The 16,499-nt window shown below is 64.3% G+C and carries 13 protein-coding genes; 12 read left to right on the forward strand and 1 reads right to left on the reverse strand.

What is annotated here, in order from left to right; all coding sequences use genetic code 11:
• The first annotated feature begins 5 nt into the window (after positions 1-5).
• The 11 genes from PFEN_RS25960 (at position 6) to madM (ending at position 13,967) form a co-directional block, all read left to right on the forward strand.
• Positions 6-5,921: an Hpt domain-containing protein gene (locus PFEN_RS25960; protein WP_191489460.1), complete on the forward strand. Its 5,916-nt coding sequence runs from the start codon at positions 6-8 to the stop codon at positions 5,919-5,921.
• On the forward strand, positions 5,914-6,369 hold the full coding sequence (locus tag PFEN_RS25965; protein WP_191489461.1) for a chemotaxis protein CheW: 456 nt from the start codon (positions 5,914-5,916) through the stop codon (positions 6,367-6,369). Before PFEN_RS25960 ends, PFEN_RS25965 begins: the two co-directional genes overlap by 8 nt.
• 169 nt (positions 6,370-6,538) lie before the next feature.
• Positions 6,539-8,215 (forward strand): malonate decarboxylase subunit alpha, encoded by a 1,677-nt coding sequence (gene mdcA, locus PFEN_RS25970; RefSeq protein ID WP_191489462.1) that lies wholly within the window; start codon positions 6,539-6,541, stop codon positions 8,213-8,215.
• Positions 8,216-9,214: a triphosphoribosyl-dephospho-CoA synthase gene (locus PFEN_RS25975; protein WP_191489463.1), complete on the forward strand. Its 999-nt coding sequence runs from the start codon at positions 8,216-8,218 to the stop codon at positions 9,212-9,214.
• Positions 9,214-9,513, forward strand: coding sequence for a malonate decarboxylase subunit delta (locus PFEN_RS25980; RefSeq protein ID WP_191489464.1), 300 nt, complete (start codon positions 9,214-9,216; stop codon positions 9,511-9,513). Before PFEN_RS25975 ends, PFEN_RS25980 begins: the two co-directional genes overlap by 1 nt.
• Positions 9,506-10,357 carry a biotin-independent malonate decarboxylase subunit beta gene (locus PFEN_RS25985; RefSeq protein ID WP_191489465.1) on the forward strand — a complete coding sequence of 284 codons (852 nt, stop codon included), beginning with the start codon at positions 9,506-9,508 and terminating at the stop codon, positions 10,355-10,357. The genes PFEN_RS25980 and PFEN_RS25985 overlap by 8 nt, the downstream gene beginning before the upstream one ends.
• Positions 10,354-11,157 (forward strand): biotin-independent malonate decarboxylase subunit gamma, encoded by an 804-nt coding sequence (gene mdcE / locus PFEN_RS25990; RefSeq protein WP_191489466.1) that lies wholly within the window; start codon positions 10,354-10,356, stop codon positions 11,155-11,157. Before PFEN_RS25985 ends, mdcE begins: the two co-directional genes overlap by 4 nt.
• A gap of 6 nt (positions 11,158-11,163) precedes the next feature.
• On the forward strand, positions 11,164-11,793 hold the full coding sequence (locus PFEN_RS25995; RefSeq protein ID WP_191489467.1) for a malonate decarboxylase holo-ACP synthase: 630 nt from the start codon (positions 11,164-11,166) through the stop codon (positions 11,791-11,793).
• A complete protein-coding gene (gene mdcH / locus PFEN_RS26000) occupies positions 11,790-12,719 on the forward strand; it encodes a malonate decarboxylase subunit epsilon (RefSeq protein ID WP_191489468.1) in 930 nt (309 codons plus the stop codon). The genes PFEN_RS25995 and mdcH overlap by 4 nt, the downstream gene beginning before the upstream one ends.
• A 65-nt stretch (positions 12,720-12,784) precedes the next feature.
• A complete protein-coding gene (madL, locus tag PFEN_RS26005; RefSeq protein ID WP_191489469.1) occupies positions 12,785-13,201 on the forward strand; it encodes a malonate transporter subunit MadL in 417 nt (138 codons plus the stop codon).
• Between the two features lies 1 nt (position 13,202).
• Positions 13,203-13,967, forward strand: coding sequence for a malonate transporter subunit MadM (gene madM, locus PFEN_RS26010; protein WP_191489470.1), 765 nt, complete (start codon positions 13,203-13,205; stop codon positions 13,965-13,967).
• A gap of 187 nt (positions 13,968-14,154) precedes the next feature.
• Here the strand turns inward: madM and PFEN_RS26015 are convergent, their stop codons facing one another.
• The gene (locus PFEN_RS26015) at positions 14,155-15,069 is read right to left on the reverse strand and encodes a LysR substrate-binding domain-containing protein (protein WP_191489471.1); all 915 of its coding nucleotides are present in this window, start codon (positions 15,067-15,069) and stop codon (positions 14,155-14,157) included.
• A 644-nt stretch (positions 15,070-15,713) separates the two neighbouring features.
• On the opposite strand from PFEN_RS26015, the gene trhA reads away from it, so the two are divergent.
• Positions 15,714-16,331, forward strand: coding sequence for a PAQR family membrane homeostasis protein TrhA (gene trhA / locus PFEN_RS26020; RefSeq protein WP_191489472.1), 618 nt, complete (start codon positions 15,714-15,716; stop codon positions 16,329-16,331).
• Positions 16,332-16,499 lie beyond the last annotated feature (168 nt).

A 16,499-nucleotide genomic window follows, 5' to 3' on the forward strand; every position in this document is an offset into this window, starting at 1 on the left:
TCGTCATGAGCGATCAGCACGACTATGTGGCCCTCGAATGGGTCAAGGGCGAAATCGCCGATACCCTGAAACAGGCGCGCCAGGCCCTGGATGCGTTCGATGAGCCGACGCATTCGGCCCAGGACATCGCCGAGTGCCTGGAGTGTATTCACCAGGTCCACGGCAGTTTGCAGATGGTCGAGTTCTATGGCGCGGCGCTGCTTGCCGAAGAGACCGAAGCCCTGGCCCTGGCCGTGCAGCAGGGGCGGGTGGTCGATCTGCCGGAAGCGCTCAAGCTGCTACGCCAGGCGCTTGGCCAGATGCCGTTGTATCTGGACCGGGTCCACAGTGCGCGCCGCGATCTGCCACTGGTGGTGCTGCCGCTGCTCAACGACCTGCGCAGCGCCCGAGGCGAAAGCCTGCTCTCGGAAACCAGCCTGTTCAGCCCGACCCTGCCGCAGCTGCCGCCACTGGACGAGGAAACCCTCGCTCAACTGACCCCGGCGGAACTGCCGGCCTTGCTGCGCAAGCTGCGGCAAATGCTGCAGACCGCGCTGGTCGGCTTGTTGCGCGAACAGGACGACGAGACCAACCTCGGCTATATGGCCAAGGTTTTCGCGCGCCTGGAAAGCTTGTGCCTGGAAGCGCCGTTGGGGCCGCTCTGGCAGGTCGCGTCGGCGCTGGTCGAGGGCATGCTTGCCGGGGCCATCGCCAACAGTCCGGCCCTGCGCAGCCTGCTCAAGGATTCCGACAAGGAGCTCAAGCGCCTTCTGGAACAGGGCATTGCCGGGATCAACCAGCCGGCCCCGGAAGAATTGCTCAAGAGCCTGTTGTTCTATATTGCCAAGGCGCGGCAGCCATCGGCGCGGATGCGGATCCTGAAAGAACGTTATGGCCTGGATGAAGCCCTGCCCGACACCGCGGTGGTCGACGAGGAGCGGGCCCGCCTGGCCGGCCCGGACCGCGATGCCATGCGTTCGGTGGTCGCGGCGTTGTGCGAGGAGCTGGTACGGGTCAAGGAACGCCTCCACTTGTTCGTGCGCGGCGACCGCCAGCACACCGACGAACTGTCCAGCCTGCTGGCACCCTTGCGGCAGATCGCCGATACCCTGGCGGTGCTCGGCTTCGGCCAGCCGCGCAAGGTCATCATCGACCAGACGGCGGTGGTCCTGGGCCTGGTCCAGGGCCAGCGCGAGCCGAATGACGCGGTGCTGATGGACGTCGCCGGGGCCTTGCTCTATGTCGAGGCGACCCTGGCCGGGATGATCGGCACCGTGGAGCCGGAAAGTCGCGAAGAAAGCCGCCTGCCGACCACCGACCTGAGCCAGATCCACCAGTTGGTGCTCAAGGAGTCGCGGATCTGCCTGCAACAAGCCAAGGACCTGATCATCGAGTACATCGATGCCGACTGGGACCGCGAGCGCCTGCTGCCCTTGCCAGAGTTGCTGACCCAGGTTCGCGGGGCCTTGGCGATGATTCCCCTCAATCGGGCCGCGAGCCTGCTGGAAACCTGCAATCGCTATATCCAGGATCATCTGTTGCAAGATCCGCAGCCGCCGTCCTGGCAGCAACTCGACCGCCTGGCCGATGCCCTGAGCAGTATCGAGTACTATCTCGAACGCCTGGGCGAAGACCACGAGGCCCCGGGTGAACGGCTGCTGGACCTGGCCGAGGAAAGCCTCGACGCCCTCGGCTACCGACCCGCCGAGCAGGATGTACCGGTGCTCGACGAGATTCTGAGCCCCAACGAAGCCCTGGTGATGCAGGACCTGCAGGCACTGGACAGTCCACAGGTGGCGCAGTCCCTGGCCGAGGTCCTGGCCAGCCCGGTGTCGGTGCTCAACCCGCCGGCCCGCCAGGTTCCGGGCAGCCTGCTGCCACCACCGGGTGACGAGGTACCGGTGGATGACGAATTGCGTGAAGTGTTCCTCGAGGAATGCGCGGAAGTGCTCGATGTGCTGCGCGAGTACCTGCCGCGCTGGGTGGCGAATACCGAGAGCAAATCGGCTCTGACCGAGTTGCGTCGGGCTTTCCACACGCTCAAGGGCAGCGGCCGAATGGTGCGGGCGCTGGTGCTCGGCGAACTGGCCTGGGCCGTGGAGAACCTGCTCAATCGCGTGCTCGAACACAGTGTCGAGGCCGATGCGCCGGTCCGGCAGTTGCTCGACGATGTGCTGCGGGTGTTGCCGGAACTGGTCGGCGAGTTTGCCGAGCATGCCCAGCGTCAGCGCGACGATGTCGACCGGTTGGCCGCCCGTGCCCATGAGTTGGCGAGCGCGGGCGAGGCGGTGAGCGGGGAGGGCGGAGAAACCGAGGATGAGTCCATCGACCGGCAGTTGCTGGAGATTTTCCGCAACGAGGCCGAGACCCACCTGGACAGCCTCAATCATTTCCTCGAACAGGCCACCGAGCATCTGCCGCTGCTGGCCAGCGACGAACTGCAAAGGGCCTTGCACACCCTCAAGGGCAGTGCCTATGTGGCGGGCGTGCGACCGATCGCCGAACTGGCGGCACCGTTTTACCACCTGGTGCGTGAGTTCAAGGCCCACCTGTTGCCACTGGACCTGGACGAGGTCGAGTTGCTGCTGGAGGCTGAAGTCCTGTTGCACCAGGGTTTGAAGCAACTGGCGGACGACCCGTTGGCGGCCATCGATGGCGCCTCGGAACTGATCCAGCGTGCCGAGACCCTGCTCGCGGCCCGGCTGGAGTCGTTGCTCAGTGTTTCCAGCAGCACCAAGCGCGACCCGCGACTGATCAACAACTTCCTGGCCCAGGGCATGGACATCCTGCTGGATGCGGAAAACCTGCTGCTGCGCTGGCAGCAGCACCCCGGCCAGCGCCAGGAACTCAACGACCTGCTGGACGAACTGACCACCCTTGGCCAGGGCGCTCACAGTGCCGACCTGCACCCGCTGGACGAACTCTGCGAAGCCTTGCTGGACTTGTACGGCGCGGTCGAAGAAAGCAGCCTGGCGGTCAGCGAGCGGTTTTTCCATGAGGCGCAGAGTGCCCATGAAGCGCTGCTCAACATGTTTGACGAACTGGCCGCTGGCCAGGAGATCAAGGCGCAGCCGGCGCGGGTCCGGGCCTTGCGCGAGTTGCTCGACGAGGCCCTCGACCCGTCCGCCACCGGGCTGATCAAGACCGATGGCAACCGGGCCGCGAGCATCGCCGAACTGGGCGCCGCCACCGCTGAAGCGAGCGAGGCCCTTGAGGCGGTGGACCTCGACGATGAGATCGTGGTGATCTTCCTCGAAGAAGCCGCGGATATCCTCGACAGCGCCGGGCTGGCCTTGCAGCGTTGGCTCGACGAACCGGACAACGCCGCGCCGTTGCTGTCCCTGCAACGGGATCTGCACACCCTCAAGGGCGGGGCGCGCATGGCCGAGATCGGCCCGGTGGGCGATCTGGCCCATGAGCTGGAAAATCTCTACGAGGGGCTGGTGGACCGGCGCTTCAGCCATTCTCCCGAACTGGCGCTGCTGTTGCAGAAGAGCCATGACCGCTTGGCCGTCCTGCTGGACCAGCTCCAGGGGCATCAGACCCTGGGCGATCCGAGCGCCCTGATCGAAAGCCTGCGTCTGTTCCGCCAGGCCGGCAGCGCGCCGCTGGAGGTCAGCGAAGCCATCGAGGCAACGGCCGCCGGTAGCGACCCGGAGCTACTGGAGATCTTTCTCGAGGAAGGTTTCGATATCCTCGAAAGCTCCGCTGCGGCCTTGCTGCGCTGGCAGGCCGAGCCGGCGAATCGCCAGGACGTGGAAACCCTGCTGCGCGACCTGCACACCCTCAAGGGCAGCGCGCGGATGGTGGAAATCGTGCCGATCGGCGACCTGGCCCATGAACTGGAATTTCTCTACGAAGGGCTCTCGGCGGGCCAGTTGCAAGCGGGGAGCGAGCTGTTCGGCTTGTTGCAGGTTGGCCATGATCGCCTGGCGCAGATGCTCGATGCGGTTCGCGCGCAAAAGCCGGTAGTGCCCGCCGATGCCCTGATCCAGGATATCCAGGCGTTTGGTCGGCAGTCGCCGATCAATCTGCCGGCAGCCGTCTCGACTGTCCCCCCGGCGTCGCCCAAAGTCGAGGTAGCGATGGTCGCCGAGGCCGAGCGGGCGGCCCAGGATATGGTCAAGGTTTCCGCTGACGTGCTCGAAGACCTGGTCAACCTGGCGGGTGAAACCTCGATCTTCCGTGGTCGTATCGAGCAGCAGGTCAATGACGCCAGGATCGCGCTCAATGAAATGGAAACCACCATCGAGCGCATGCGCGACCAGTTGCGGCGCCTCGACACCGAGACCCAGGGCCGTATTCTCAGCCGCCAGCAGGTGGAGGCCGAGCGCCTGGGCTATGAAGAGTTCGATCCGCTGGAAATGGACCGGCATTCCCAGTTGCAGCAATTGTCGCGGGCCTTGTTCGAGTCCGCCTCCGACCTGCTGGACCTCAAGGAGACCCTGGCCGGGCGTAACCTGGATGCGGAAAACCTGTTGGCGCAACAGGCGCGGGTCAACACCCAGTTGCAGGAGGGCCTGATGCGCACGCGCATGGTGCCGTTCGAGCGCCTGGTGCCGCGCCTCAAGCGCATCGTCCGGCAGGTGGCGGGGGAGTTGGGCAAGGAGGTCGATTTCGTGATCGGCAATGCCGAGGGCGAGATGGATCGCAATGTCCTGGAGCGCATGGTCGCGCCCCTGGAGCATATGTTGCGTAACGCTGTCGACCATGGCCTGGAAAATGCCGAAGGCCGCCGCGCCGCCGGCAAGCCGGAGCAGGGGCTGATCACCCTGGACCTGTCCCACGAAGGCGGCGACATCGTCTTCGACATCCGTGACGACGGCGCCGGAATACCGCTCGAAGCGGTGCGGCGCAAGGCGATCAAGCGTGGTCTGCTGGAACCGGACATGCCGATCAGCGATCGCGACGTGTTGCAGTTCATCCTGCAGCCGGGGTTTTCCACCGCGGAAAAGATCACCCAGATTTCCGGGCGCGGCGTGGGCATGGACGTGGTTCACGAAGAAGTGCGGCAACTGGGCGGGAGCATGCGTATCGATTCGATCCCGGGGCAGGGCGTGCACTTTCAGATCCGTCTGCCGTTCAGCGTCTCGGTGAACCGGGCGCTGATGGTGCAATGCGCCGACGAGCAATATGCCGTGCCGCTGAACACCGTCGAGGGACTGGTGCGGGTATTGCCGGGCGAGCTGGAAAGCTATTACCAACTTGATCCACCGCGCTACGAGTACGCCGGGCAGACCTACGAACTGCGTTATCTGGGCGAGCTGCTGCAAACCGTGAGCAAGCCGAAGCTACTGGGCCAGAGCCTGCCGCTGCCGGTATTGCTGGTGCACTGCAACGATCAGCGGGTGGCGCTGCAGGTGGACTCGCTGGCGGGCTCGCGGGAAATCGTGGTCAAGAGCCTGGGGCCACAGTTCGCCTCGGTGCCGGGGTTGTCGGGGGCGACCATCCTTGGCGACGGTCGCGTGGTGCTGATTCTCGACTTGCTCGCCCATGTGCGCAGCGCATTGGCGCGGGCTCCGGAGCAGTCCGTGTCCAGTGGTGCCAGCGTGGATGCCACGCTGGTGCGCCCGACCCTGGTCATGGTGGTGGACGACTCGGTCACCGTGCGCAAGGTCACCAGTCGGTTGTTGGAGCGCAACGGGATGAACGTGCTGACGGCCAAGGATGGCGTGGATGCCATGGCATTGCTGGAAGAACACACCCCGGACCTGATGCTGTTGGATATCGAAATGCCGCGCATGGACGGTTTCGAGGTGGCGACGCGGATCCGCAACGATGAGCGCCTCAAGGACCTGCCGATCATCATGATCACCTCGCGTACCGGCCAGAAGCACCGCGACCGGGCCATGGCCATTGGCGTCAACGAGTACCTGGGCAAGCCGTACCAGGAGTCGGTGTTGCTGGAAAGCATCGCCTATTGGAGTCAGGTCCATGCATGAGCACAGCACCAGCAGCCTGACGGGGCTGATGCTGCCATTGGCGGATCGTTACCTGCTGTTGCCGAATGTCGCGGTGGCGGAGCTGATTGATTACCAGCGCGGCGAACCGGCGAGCGATGCGCCGCCGTGGTATCTGCGGCAGGTGACCTGGCGCAACCAGCAATTGCCGCTGATCAGCTTCGAGGCGGCGTGCGGCGGTCCGCTGGCGGTGGGGGATCGGGCGCGGATCGTGGTGCTCAATGCCCTCGGTGGGCGGCCGGAGTTGAAGTTCATCGCGCTGGTGATCCAGGGTATTCCGCGCTCGTACAAGCTCGACAGCCAGCTGAGTTTTGTCGATGTGCCGCTGTGCCGGTTCGAGAAAGCGGCGGTGCAGGTTGGCGAATGGGTGGCGAGGGTGCCGGACCTGCTGGGGTTGGAGCAGTTGGTGTTGGAGTCGGGGTTGGCCTGACGGGTACTGTGCGGGAGCGCGCTTGCTCGCGATGGTGCCCCAGGCACCGCTGAACCTGACAAGTACAGAACCATTACCCTGAGCGTAATGATCCTCCGGCGGGCTTGATTGATGCCTTGCCAATACACTCCTACTGTCTACTCCACAAAAGCGAACCCGTGGAGTGAGCATGACAACCCCCAATTCCCCCGACTCGCGCTGGACCCGGCGGCGCGCCGAGAAGCAGCGGCGTCTCGCGCAGGTGCAAGCCCTCGCCGACGGTGTGGTGTTGCCGACCGACAAGATCGTCGCCGCCCTCGAAGCCCTGATCATGCCGGGCGACCGGGTGGTGCTGGAGGGCAATAACCAGAAGCAGGCGGATTTCCTTTCCCGCTCCCTGGTGAAAGCCGATCCGGCCAAGCTCCACGATTTGCACATGATCATGCCCAGTGTCGGTCGCGCCGAGCACCTGGACCTGTTCGAGCGCGGCATCGCCCGCAAGCTGGACTTTTCCTTCGCCGGCACCCAGAGCCTGCGCATCAGCCAGTTGCTGGAAGACGGCCTGCTGGAAATCGGCGCCATTCACACCTACATCGAACTCTATGCGCGCCTGGTGGTGGACCTGATCCCCAATGTCGTGCTCAGTGCCGGTTTCATGGCCGACCGCGCCGGCAACATTTATACCGGTCCCAGCACCGAAGACACCCCGGCGCTGATCGAGCCGGCGGCCTTCAGCGACGGGATTGTGATCGTCCAGGTCAATCAACTGGTCGATGACGTCAGCGAATTACCGCGGGTGGATATTCCCGCGTCCTGGGTCGACTTCGTGGTGGTGGCCGACAAACCTTTCTATATCGAGCCGTTGTTCACCCGCGATCCACGCCATATCAAGCCGGTACACGTGTTGATGGCGATGATGGCGATTCGTGGGATCTACGAAAGACACAAGGTGCAGTCCCTCAACCATGGGATTGGTTTCAATACCGCGGCCATTGAACTGATCCTGCCGACCTACGGCGAATCCCTCGGCCTGAAAGGCAAGATCTGCCGCAACTGGACACTCAACCCGCACCCGACGCTGATTCCCGCCATCGAAAGCGGCTGGGTCGAAAGTGTGCATTGCTTCGGCACCGAACTGGGCATGGAACACTACATCGCGGCGCGGCCGGACGTGTTCTTCACCGGACGCGACGGCTCGTTGCGTTCGAACCGGATGTTCTGCCAGTTGGCCGGGCAGTATGCGGTGGATCTGTTTATCGGCGCGACCTTGCAGGTTGATGGTGACGGTCATTCGTCCACCGTGACCCGCGGTCGCCTGGCCGGTTTCGGCGGGGCGCCGAATATGGGGCATGACCCGCGCGGTCGTCGCCACGGTACTCCGGCCTGGCTCGATATGCGCCTCGATAGCGGCGATGCACCCGAAGCCTTGCTTGAGCGCGGCAAAAAGCTGGTGGTGCAGATGGTCGAGACCTTCCAGGAAGGCGGCAAACCGACCTTCGTTGAAACCCTCGATGCCGTGGAGGTGGCGAGGAAAAGCGGGATGCCGTTGGCGCCGATCATGATCTATGGCGACGACGTCACCCATTTGCTCACTGAAGAAGGCATCGCTTACCTGTACAAGGCGCGTTCCCTGGAAGAACGCCAGGCGATGATCGCCGCCGTGGCCGGCGTCACCGCCATCGGTTTGCGGCATAACCCCAAGGATACCCTGCGGATGCGTCGCGAAGGCTTGATAGCCTTGCCCGAGGACCTGGGCATTCGGCGCACCGACGCCAGCCGCGAACTGCTGGCGGCCAAGAGCGTGGCCGACCTGGTGGAGTGGTCGGGTGGCCTGTACAACCCGCCCGCCAAATTCAGGAGCTGGTAAATGCACGCTCCCAATCTGCAAGCCCAACCCTTGTCTCTGGCCGAGCGTTTGGCGGACTTCGCGGTGGAAGCGCTGATCGACGAGGCCGACCTGTCGCCCAAGCCGGCCTTGGTGGATCGACGCGGCAACGGGGCGCACAGCGATCTGCATCTGGGCCTGATGCATGCTTCGGCCTTGTCGTTGTGGCCGATGTTCAAGGAGATGGCCGAAGCGGCGCAAGGTATGGACAACCTCCGCGACGCTACGGAAAACACCGCCCCCTGTAGGAGCGAGCTTGCTCGCGATGAGGGTCCAGGCACCGCTGGGCCCCAGGTTTCCCGCGTAATCGTCGACGTCCATCGCGAGCAAGCTCGCTCCTACGGGGAGCCGGGCATCGGTTTGCCGCTACGTGAAGCCCTGGGCCGTATCGGTCGCGAAGGCGAGCAGGCGATGCTCCAGACCACCGGCGGAGTGAATACCCATCGCGGGGCGATCTGGGCCTTGGGGCTGCTGGTGGCGGCAGCGGCGCTGGACCCTCGTGCCGTGACCGCCAACGCCCTGACGCTACGTGCCGCCCGCCTGGCCTTGCTGGAAGACCGCTACGCGCCCAATGGCACCAGCCACGGCCGCCAGGTCGCGCAACGCTACGGTGCTCGCGGCGCCCGGGAAGAGGCGCAACTGGGCTTCCCGACCGTGACCGGACTTGGTCTGCCGCAACTCAAGCGCAGCCGGCTCGCCGGTCATGGCGAACAGAACGCCCGGCTGGATGCCCTGCTCGCCATCATGACCCGCCTGGCCGACACCTGCGTGCTCTACCGCGCTGGCGTGCCAGGTTTGCAGGCCATGCAACAGGGCGCCCGCGCCGTGCTGGCGGCGGGCGGTAGCGCCAGCCTGGCCGGACGGCGCTGCCTGCATGAATTGGATCAACAGCTGTTGGCGATAAACGCTTCACCGGGGGGCGCGGCGGATCTGCTCGCCGCCTGCCTGCTGATCGATCGCCTCGAACAGGAAGCCTTGTAATGGAAAAATTGTCCTTTGAATTCCCCGCCGGCCAACCGCCCAAAGGGTGCGCGCTGGTGGGCTGCGTCGGTTCGGGTGATCTGGAAGTGTTGCTGGAGCCCGGTCGTCCCGGCACGCTGTCGATCCAGGTTACCACCTCGGTGAACGGCAGCTCCGCCCGCTGGCAACACCTGTTCGAACGGCTGTTCGACGGCCAGTTGTTGCCCGCGCTGGCCATCGATATCCATGATTTCGGCGCCACCCCCGGGGTGGTCCGTTTGCGCCTGGAACAAGGTTTCGAGGAGATCGACCATGACTGACAGCGCGCGTTTGTTGCACAAACACAGCTTCGTCGAACTCGGTGCCCGGCAGCGCGCCCGGGCCTTGCTCGATCGCGGCAGTTTTCGCGAGTTGCTCGACCCCTTTGCCCGGATCATGTCGCCCTGGCTCGAACGCCAGGGCGTGGTGCCGCAGGCCGACGACGGCGTGGTGATTGCCAAGGGCCGCATTGACGGCTTGCCGGTGCTGATCGCGGCCATCGAAGGCGCGTTCCAGGGCGGCAGTCTCGGTGAAGTCGGCGGTGCGAAAATCGCCGGGGCCCTGGAGCTGGCCGCCGAAGACAACCGCAACGGCGTTCCGACTCGTGCCGTGTTGCTGCTGGAGACCGGTGGCGTGCGTTTGCAGGAGGCCAACCTGGGGCTGGCGGCCATCGCCGACATCCACGCGGCGATTGTCGACCTGCGCCGTTATCAGCCGGTGATCGGCGTGGTGGCCGGCAGCGTCGGGTGTTTTGGCGGTATGTCCATCGCGGCGGGGCTGTGCAGTTATCTGCTGGTGACCCAGGAGGCGCGCCTGGGCCTCAACGGCCCGCAGGTGATCGAACAGGAGGCTGGGCTGGCGGAGTACGACTCCCGTGACCGGCCGTTTATCTGGAGCCTGACCGGTGGCGAACAACGTTTCGCCAGTGGCCTCGCGGATCGTTATGTCGCCGACGATGTGGCGTTGATCCAGCAACAGGTCAGCGCATTGCTGGAGGCCGGCTTGCCCGAGGTGCAGCGTAGTCGGCAGGCGGATGGCTACCTGCGACGCTTGGCTGAACTGGATGCCGAACCGCAGATTGATCCGGCCACGGTGCGCCGTCTTTTCCAAGGAGATCGCCCATGAGCGCTTATTCCCTGCGCGGTTTGCACTGGTTCCAGGCCCTGACCGCGGGGGCTGGCGAAGTGCCCGGCCTGCCGCCGTCGTTGAAAGTCGCGGATGCCCGACTCGCGGGGCAACCGGTGCGTTTTCTCGCGGTAGTGGCTGATCCGGCCAACCGCTTTGTCCGTGCCCGCGACGGTGAGGTCGGGTTGCTCGAAGGCTGGGGCCTGGCCAAGGCCGTCGACGAGGTGATCGAGGCCGACAGCGGGCGCGCGGACAAGCGCGCCTTGGTCGCCATTGTCGATGTACCGAGCCAGGCCTACGGGCGCCGTGAAGAAGCCTTGGGGATTCATCAGGCCCTGGCCGGGGCGGTGGACAGTTATGCCCGGGCCCGCCTGGCGGGGCATGCGGTGATTGCGCTGTTGGTGGGCAAGGCGATGTCCGGGGCGTTCCTCGCCCATGGCTACCAGGCCAATCGGTTGATTGCCCTGCGCGATCCGGGGGTGATGGTCCATGCGATGGGCAAGGCGTCGGCGGCGCGGGTGACCTTGCGTAGCGTCGAGGAACTGGAGGCCCTGGCTGCCAGCGTGCCGCCGATGGCCTACGACATCGATAGCTTCGCCAGTCTCGGCCTGCTCTGGAAAACCCTGGGCGTGGAGCGGATCGAACAACCCACGGCGGCCGACCTGGCACAGGTGCGGGACTGCCTGGTCGAAGCCATCCATGATGTGGCGCGCAAGGGCCCGGACTTGAGTGGGCGGCTCGGCGCGAGCAACCGGGCGGCATCGAGTCGGGTCCGGCAACTGTTGCGCGAGCAGTGGTGAGCCGCGATGCGCGCTGACGCCCCGTTCCTGCCCCACGATCTGCTCTGGGGATTGACCCCGGAGCAGTTGCCGGAGAACGCCCCGGGCTGGGTGGCCGAGGTGCTGAGTCTCGGCCACCCGGTGGTGGTGCGGCGGGCGCTGAGCGCGCCTGATCTGGTGCCGGTGGGGGTACGCGGGCCTTTGCGGGAGCAGCGTTTCGCCACGTTGATGCCGCGGACGCTGGTCGCGCGTCGCGTGCGGCCCGAAGCCCTGATCGATATTGACGTCGCTGCGCGGGACTGGCCGGCCTTGCGGGCACTGCGTCACCTGCGTCCGTTGCTGAGTGAATCGAGGCTGGTCTGGGGCGTCGCTGGCAGTGCCGGTTTCGAACTGGCCAGCGGTTTTCCAACCCTGCATCAACAGAGCGACCTGGATCTGATTCTGCGTGTACCGCAAGCACTGTCCCGTCGTCAGGCCGCCGGCTTGTTGCAGCAACTCGACAACCCGTTCTGTCGCGTTGACCTGCAACTGCAAACCCCGTGGGGCGCGGTGGCACTGGCGGAGTGGGCGAGCTCGGCGCGCCGTGTTCTGCTCAAGCGGGCCAGTGGCGCGCAGTTGGTGCTCGACCCCTGGTCCGTCCAGGAGCAAATGGCATGAGCAGCCTGCTGGTGTTTCCCGGTCAGGGTGCGCAACAGCCCGGCATGCTGCATCGCCTGCCTGAGGCCGCGGTCGTCCGCGAATGCCTGGACGAGGCGCGTGCCGTGCTGGGTGAGGACGTGGCGTTGCTGGATACGCCGCAGGCCCTGGCCTCGACTCGGGCGGTGCAGCTTTGCCTGCTGATCGCCGGTGTGGCTTGTGCCCGGTTGCTGCTGGAAAACACCGTGTTGCCGGCTTATGTCGCCGGCCTGTCCATCGGCGCCTACCCGGCGGCGGTACTGGCCGAGTCCCTGGCGTTCGCTGATGCCCTGCGCCTGGTCAGCCTGCGTGGCGAATTGATGCAACAGGCTTATCCACAGGGCTATGGCATGACCGCCCTGATCGGGCTGGAGCTGACGGCTGTGGATAAGTTATTGGCCCAGGTGCACAGCGCAGGCACACCGGTCTACCTGGCGAATATCAACGCCGATAACCAATGCGTGATTGCCGGGAGCGACGAGGCGATGCGCGCGCTGGTTGCCCTGATGGGAAGGGACGGGGTGGTCAGGCGCCTGGCGGTCAGCGTGCCATCTCATTGCCCGCTGCTGGACGAGCCGGCCCAGGTACTGGCCGCCGCCTTTGCCCAGGTGCCGGTTCAGGCGCCGCGGCTGGGCTACCTCAGCGCTAGCAGCGCGCGGCTCCTGCGCGGCGCTGAACAGATCCGCGATGACCTGGCCTTCAATATGCGCCGGGTCGTCGATTGGCGCGGCACCGTACAGAGCGCCTATGAGCGCGGTGCCCGCCTGCAGATCGAACTGCCTCCGGGTTCGGTCTTGACCGGACTGGCGCGCCGGGTATTCGAGCAAGGCACCGTCATCGCGTTCGACGGCGCCCGATTGGATAGCCTCAAGGCGCTGTTGGATGAGGAGGGACGCCGTCACCGATAAACACCGGCTGCTGCTTCGAAGGACAAAAACAACAACTTCGGCAATGCGATGTGAGGATAACAACAATGATCATTTACGGTGTGGCACTGCTGGCGATTTGTACGCTGGCAGGGGTGATTCTGGGAGATATGCTGGGCGTGCTGCTGGGTGTCAAATCCAATGTCGGCGGGGTCGGGATCGCAATGATCCTGCTGATCTGCGCCCGGTTGTGGATGCATAAACGCGGCGGCCTGAGCAAGGATTGCGAGCTGGGCGTCGGTTTCTGGGGCGCCATGTACATTCCGGTAGTGGTCGCGATGGCCGCCAACCAGAACGTGGTCGCGGCGCTGCACGGCGGGCCGCTGGCACTGCTGGCGGCGATTGGTTCGGTAGTGGTCTGCGGTTGCGCCATTGCCCTGATCAGCCGGGTTCATAAAGGCGAGCCATTACCGGATGAGCCGGAAACCTTTGCCCCGACCTCAACCGCCACGGGAGGTCGCTGATATGTGGGAGCTCATTGGAAAGGGCCTGGGACAGAATGGACTGGTAACAGCATTCGCCGGTGTCGGCTTGGTGATGTGGGTGTCGGTGGTGCTGTCCAAGCGCCTGACCTATGGCCGGATCCATGGTTCGGCGATTGCCATCGCGATCGGCCTGGTACTGGCTTGGGTGGGTGGTACGCTGACGGGCGGGCAAAAAGGCCTGGCGGATGTCGCCATGTTTTCCGGCGTCGGGTTGATGGGCGGGGCGATGTTGCGTGACTTCGCCATCGTTGCCACGGCCTTCGAAGTCCAGGCGACCGAGGCGAAGAAGGCCGGCTTGATCGGTGCTCTGGCGCTGCTGCTGGGCACGCTGCTGCCGTTTGTGGTCGGGGCGAGCATGGCCTGGGCCTTCGGTTATCGCGATGCGGTGAGTATCACCACCATTGGTGCCGGGGCGGTGACCTATATCGTCGGGCCAGTGACCGGGGCGGCGATTGGCGCGAGTTCCGAAGTGGTGGCGCTGTCGATCGCGACAGGCTTGATCAAGGCGATTCTGGTGATGGTCGGCACGCCGGTGGCGGCGCGCTGGATGGGCCTGGACAATCCGCGTTCGGCAATGGTGTTCGGTGGTCTGGCGGGCACGGTCAGTGGCGTGACCGCTGGGCTGGCGGCGACGGATCGGCGGCTGGTGCCCTATGGAGCGCTGACGGCGACCTTCCATACCGGGTTGGGCTGTCTGCTCGGGCCTTCGCTGCTGTTCTTCATCGTGCGTGGGTTGGTGGGCTGATCCTGATAATACGGTGCCTGTTCTGACTTTTTCGCGGGCAAGCTCCGCTCCCACAATGTCCGCGGAGGACCAGGGTTGAGTGCACGACTCATAACTTGTGGGAGCGGAGCTTGTCGGATCGCCGCACCGCCGCGAAGAGGCCCTTGAACGCACTGAAAATGCATGATCAAACCTGATCGTTGGCAGCTCAGGTCAACCGGTTGGCATACATCCGGCACTCCGCCAACAGCGCCAACAGGTTGGGATCACGCTCCTTGGCCTTGAGGAACACCACGCCGATATGCTGTTGCAGGCGGTAGCGCGCCTGCAATGGAATCAGCTTCACCCGGTTTTCATACACCGCCGCAATCCGCCCCGGCAACAAGGCATAGCCGACCCCGGAGCTGACCATGCTCAACAGCGTGAAGATGTCGTTGACCTGCATCGCCACCTTCGGCTCGAAGCCTGCCTGCTCGAACACCCGGTTGCCATCCCGGTGCGTGGCGAAGCCTTGGGTCAGGGTGATGAAGGTCATGTCGCGCAAATCCGCCAGGTCCACTTCGCTCTGTTGGGAAAGTGGCGAGTCGGCGGGTGTCGCCAGGAAGATATCATCGGAAAACAGTGGCAGGCGCTCGCAGTCCGGGTCGTTGGTCGAGTCGTCCAACGACACCAGGATCGCGTCCACTTCCATGTTCTTGAGCTTGTAGAAGAGGTCGAAGTTCGAGCCCAGGATCAAGTCGATATTGAGTTCGCTGCGGCGGATCTTCAGGCCCATGATCAGTTGTGGCACGGTTTTCACGGTCAGCGAATAGAGCGACCCGAGTTTGAAGCGCTCGGCGGAGAAACCGGCGGCCTCGCGGGTCACGCGGATGCTTTCGAGCACGTCCTGAATCAGCTTCTGCGCGCGCTCTTCCAGCACATAGGCGCTTTCCAGCGGCGTCAGGTTGCGGCCTTCGTGCTTGAACAACGGGCAGCGCAGGGCGTTTTCCAGGGAGTGGATGGCCCGGTGAACGCTGACGTTGCTGGTCTGCAATTCGGCCGCCGCCCGCGCCAGATTGCCGGTGCGCATGAAGGCCAGGAACACCTCCAGCTTTTTCAGGGTCAGCTCTTCGTCGATCAGCATGGCGCGGGCTCTTTTTCGAATGCCCTGATTGTGCCCAAGTCCTGGGGTTTTGGCTGGGGCTTTTTCAGAATGGAGCCGGGTTTGGCCCAATGCCTGTCAGTGACACAGATGTCAGGCCGAGCACGATCTTGTGGTGAGCGGGCTTGCCCGCGCGCGGCTGCGAAGCAGTCGTGAAACCAGAGGCCTCGCTCTACCTGATAGACCGCGATCACTGGTATCAGGGCCGCTTCGCGCCCCAGCGCGGGCAAGCCCGCTCGCCACAAGCGTCCGTCCAGACGCTACGAATCTTACGAGTGTTCTATCTCTTGCATTATTCAATGCCGAATCGACCAGGGCTTTCGCCTTGAGGGTGGCAACTGTACGCCGGTGAGTAGGTCGACGAGCTGAAAAACCGGTGCCCCCGGTGTCCTGGGTTGCGCGGCATGGCCTTGAGCAGGCGCGGGGTGGTGCCGATTCATTTTCGAGGCCAGGTCTTTTTTTCTTCATCAATGGAACGATATATAGGAGATGGGTGCCTTGTTTTTTATGGGAAGGTGCCGATGTGGGGAGTCTTCCTGACGGTACCATGCGAAGACCCTTGTGCTTTTGCCCGCAAGGCCTGAGCCTTGCGCGCAGTTGTATCGACCAAGCGAGGTAGGTGGCAGATGTATCACGGGGAACGCTTTAACGCCTGGACCCATCTGGTGGGGGCGGTGCTGGCGGGTATCGGGGCGATCTGGTTGCTGGTGGTGGCGAGCCTGGATGGCAGCCCCTGGAAGATCGTCAGTGTGGCGATCTACGGCGTGACCCTGATGCTGCTGTACAGCGTGTCGACGGTGTACCACAGCGTGCGCGGGCGCGCCAAGGTGATCATGCAGAAGCTCGATCACCTGTCGATCTACCTCTTGATCGCCGGCAGCTATACACCGTTCTGCCTGGTGACACTGCGCGGACCCTGGGGCTGGGCGCTGTTCGGGATCGTCTGGGGCCTGGCGGTGATTGGCATGTTGCAGGAGATCAAGCCACGTTCCGAAGCACGGATCCTGTCCATTGTGATCTACGCGGTGATGGGCTGGATTGTGCTGGTGGCGGTCAAGCCGCTAATCGCCGCGTTGGGTACGGCGGGGTTTGTCTGGTTGGCGACCGGCGGGGCCTTGTATACCCTGGGGATTATCTTTTTCGCGCTGGATTATCGGCTGCGGCATGCCCATGGGATCTGGCATTTGTTTGTGATTGCCGGCAGCGTGCTGCATTTCGTGGCGATTTTCTGGTACGTGATCTGAGGTCACGATCCAAAGGCCAAGGCAGGCCCATGGGATCTGGCATTTGTTTGTGATTGCCGGCAGCGTGCTGCATTTCGTGGCGATTTTCTGGTATGTGATCTGAGGTCACGACCCAAAGGCCAAGGCAGGCCCATGGGATCTGGCATTTGTTTGTGATTGCCGGCAGCG

The sequence above is a fragment of the Pseudomonas sp. FEN genome (assembly GCF_904067045.1).
Classification (GTDB): domain Bacteria; phylum Pseudomonadota; class Gammaproteobacteria; order Pseudomonadales; family Pseudomonadaceae; genus Aquipseudomonas.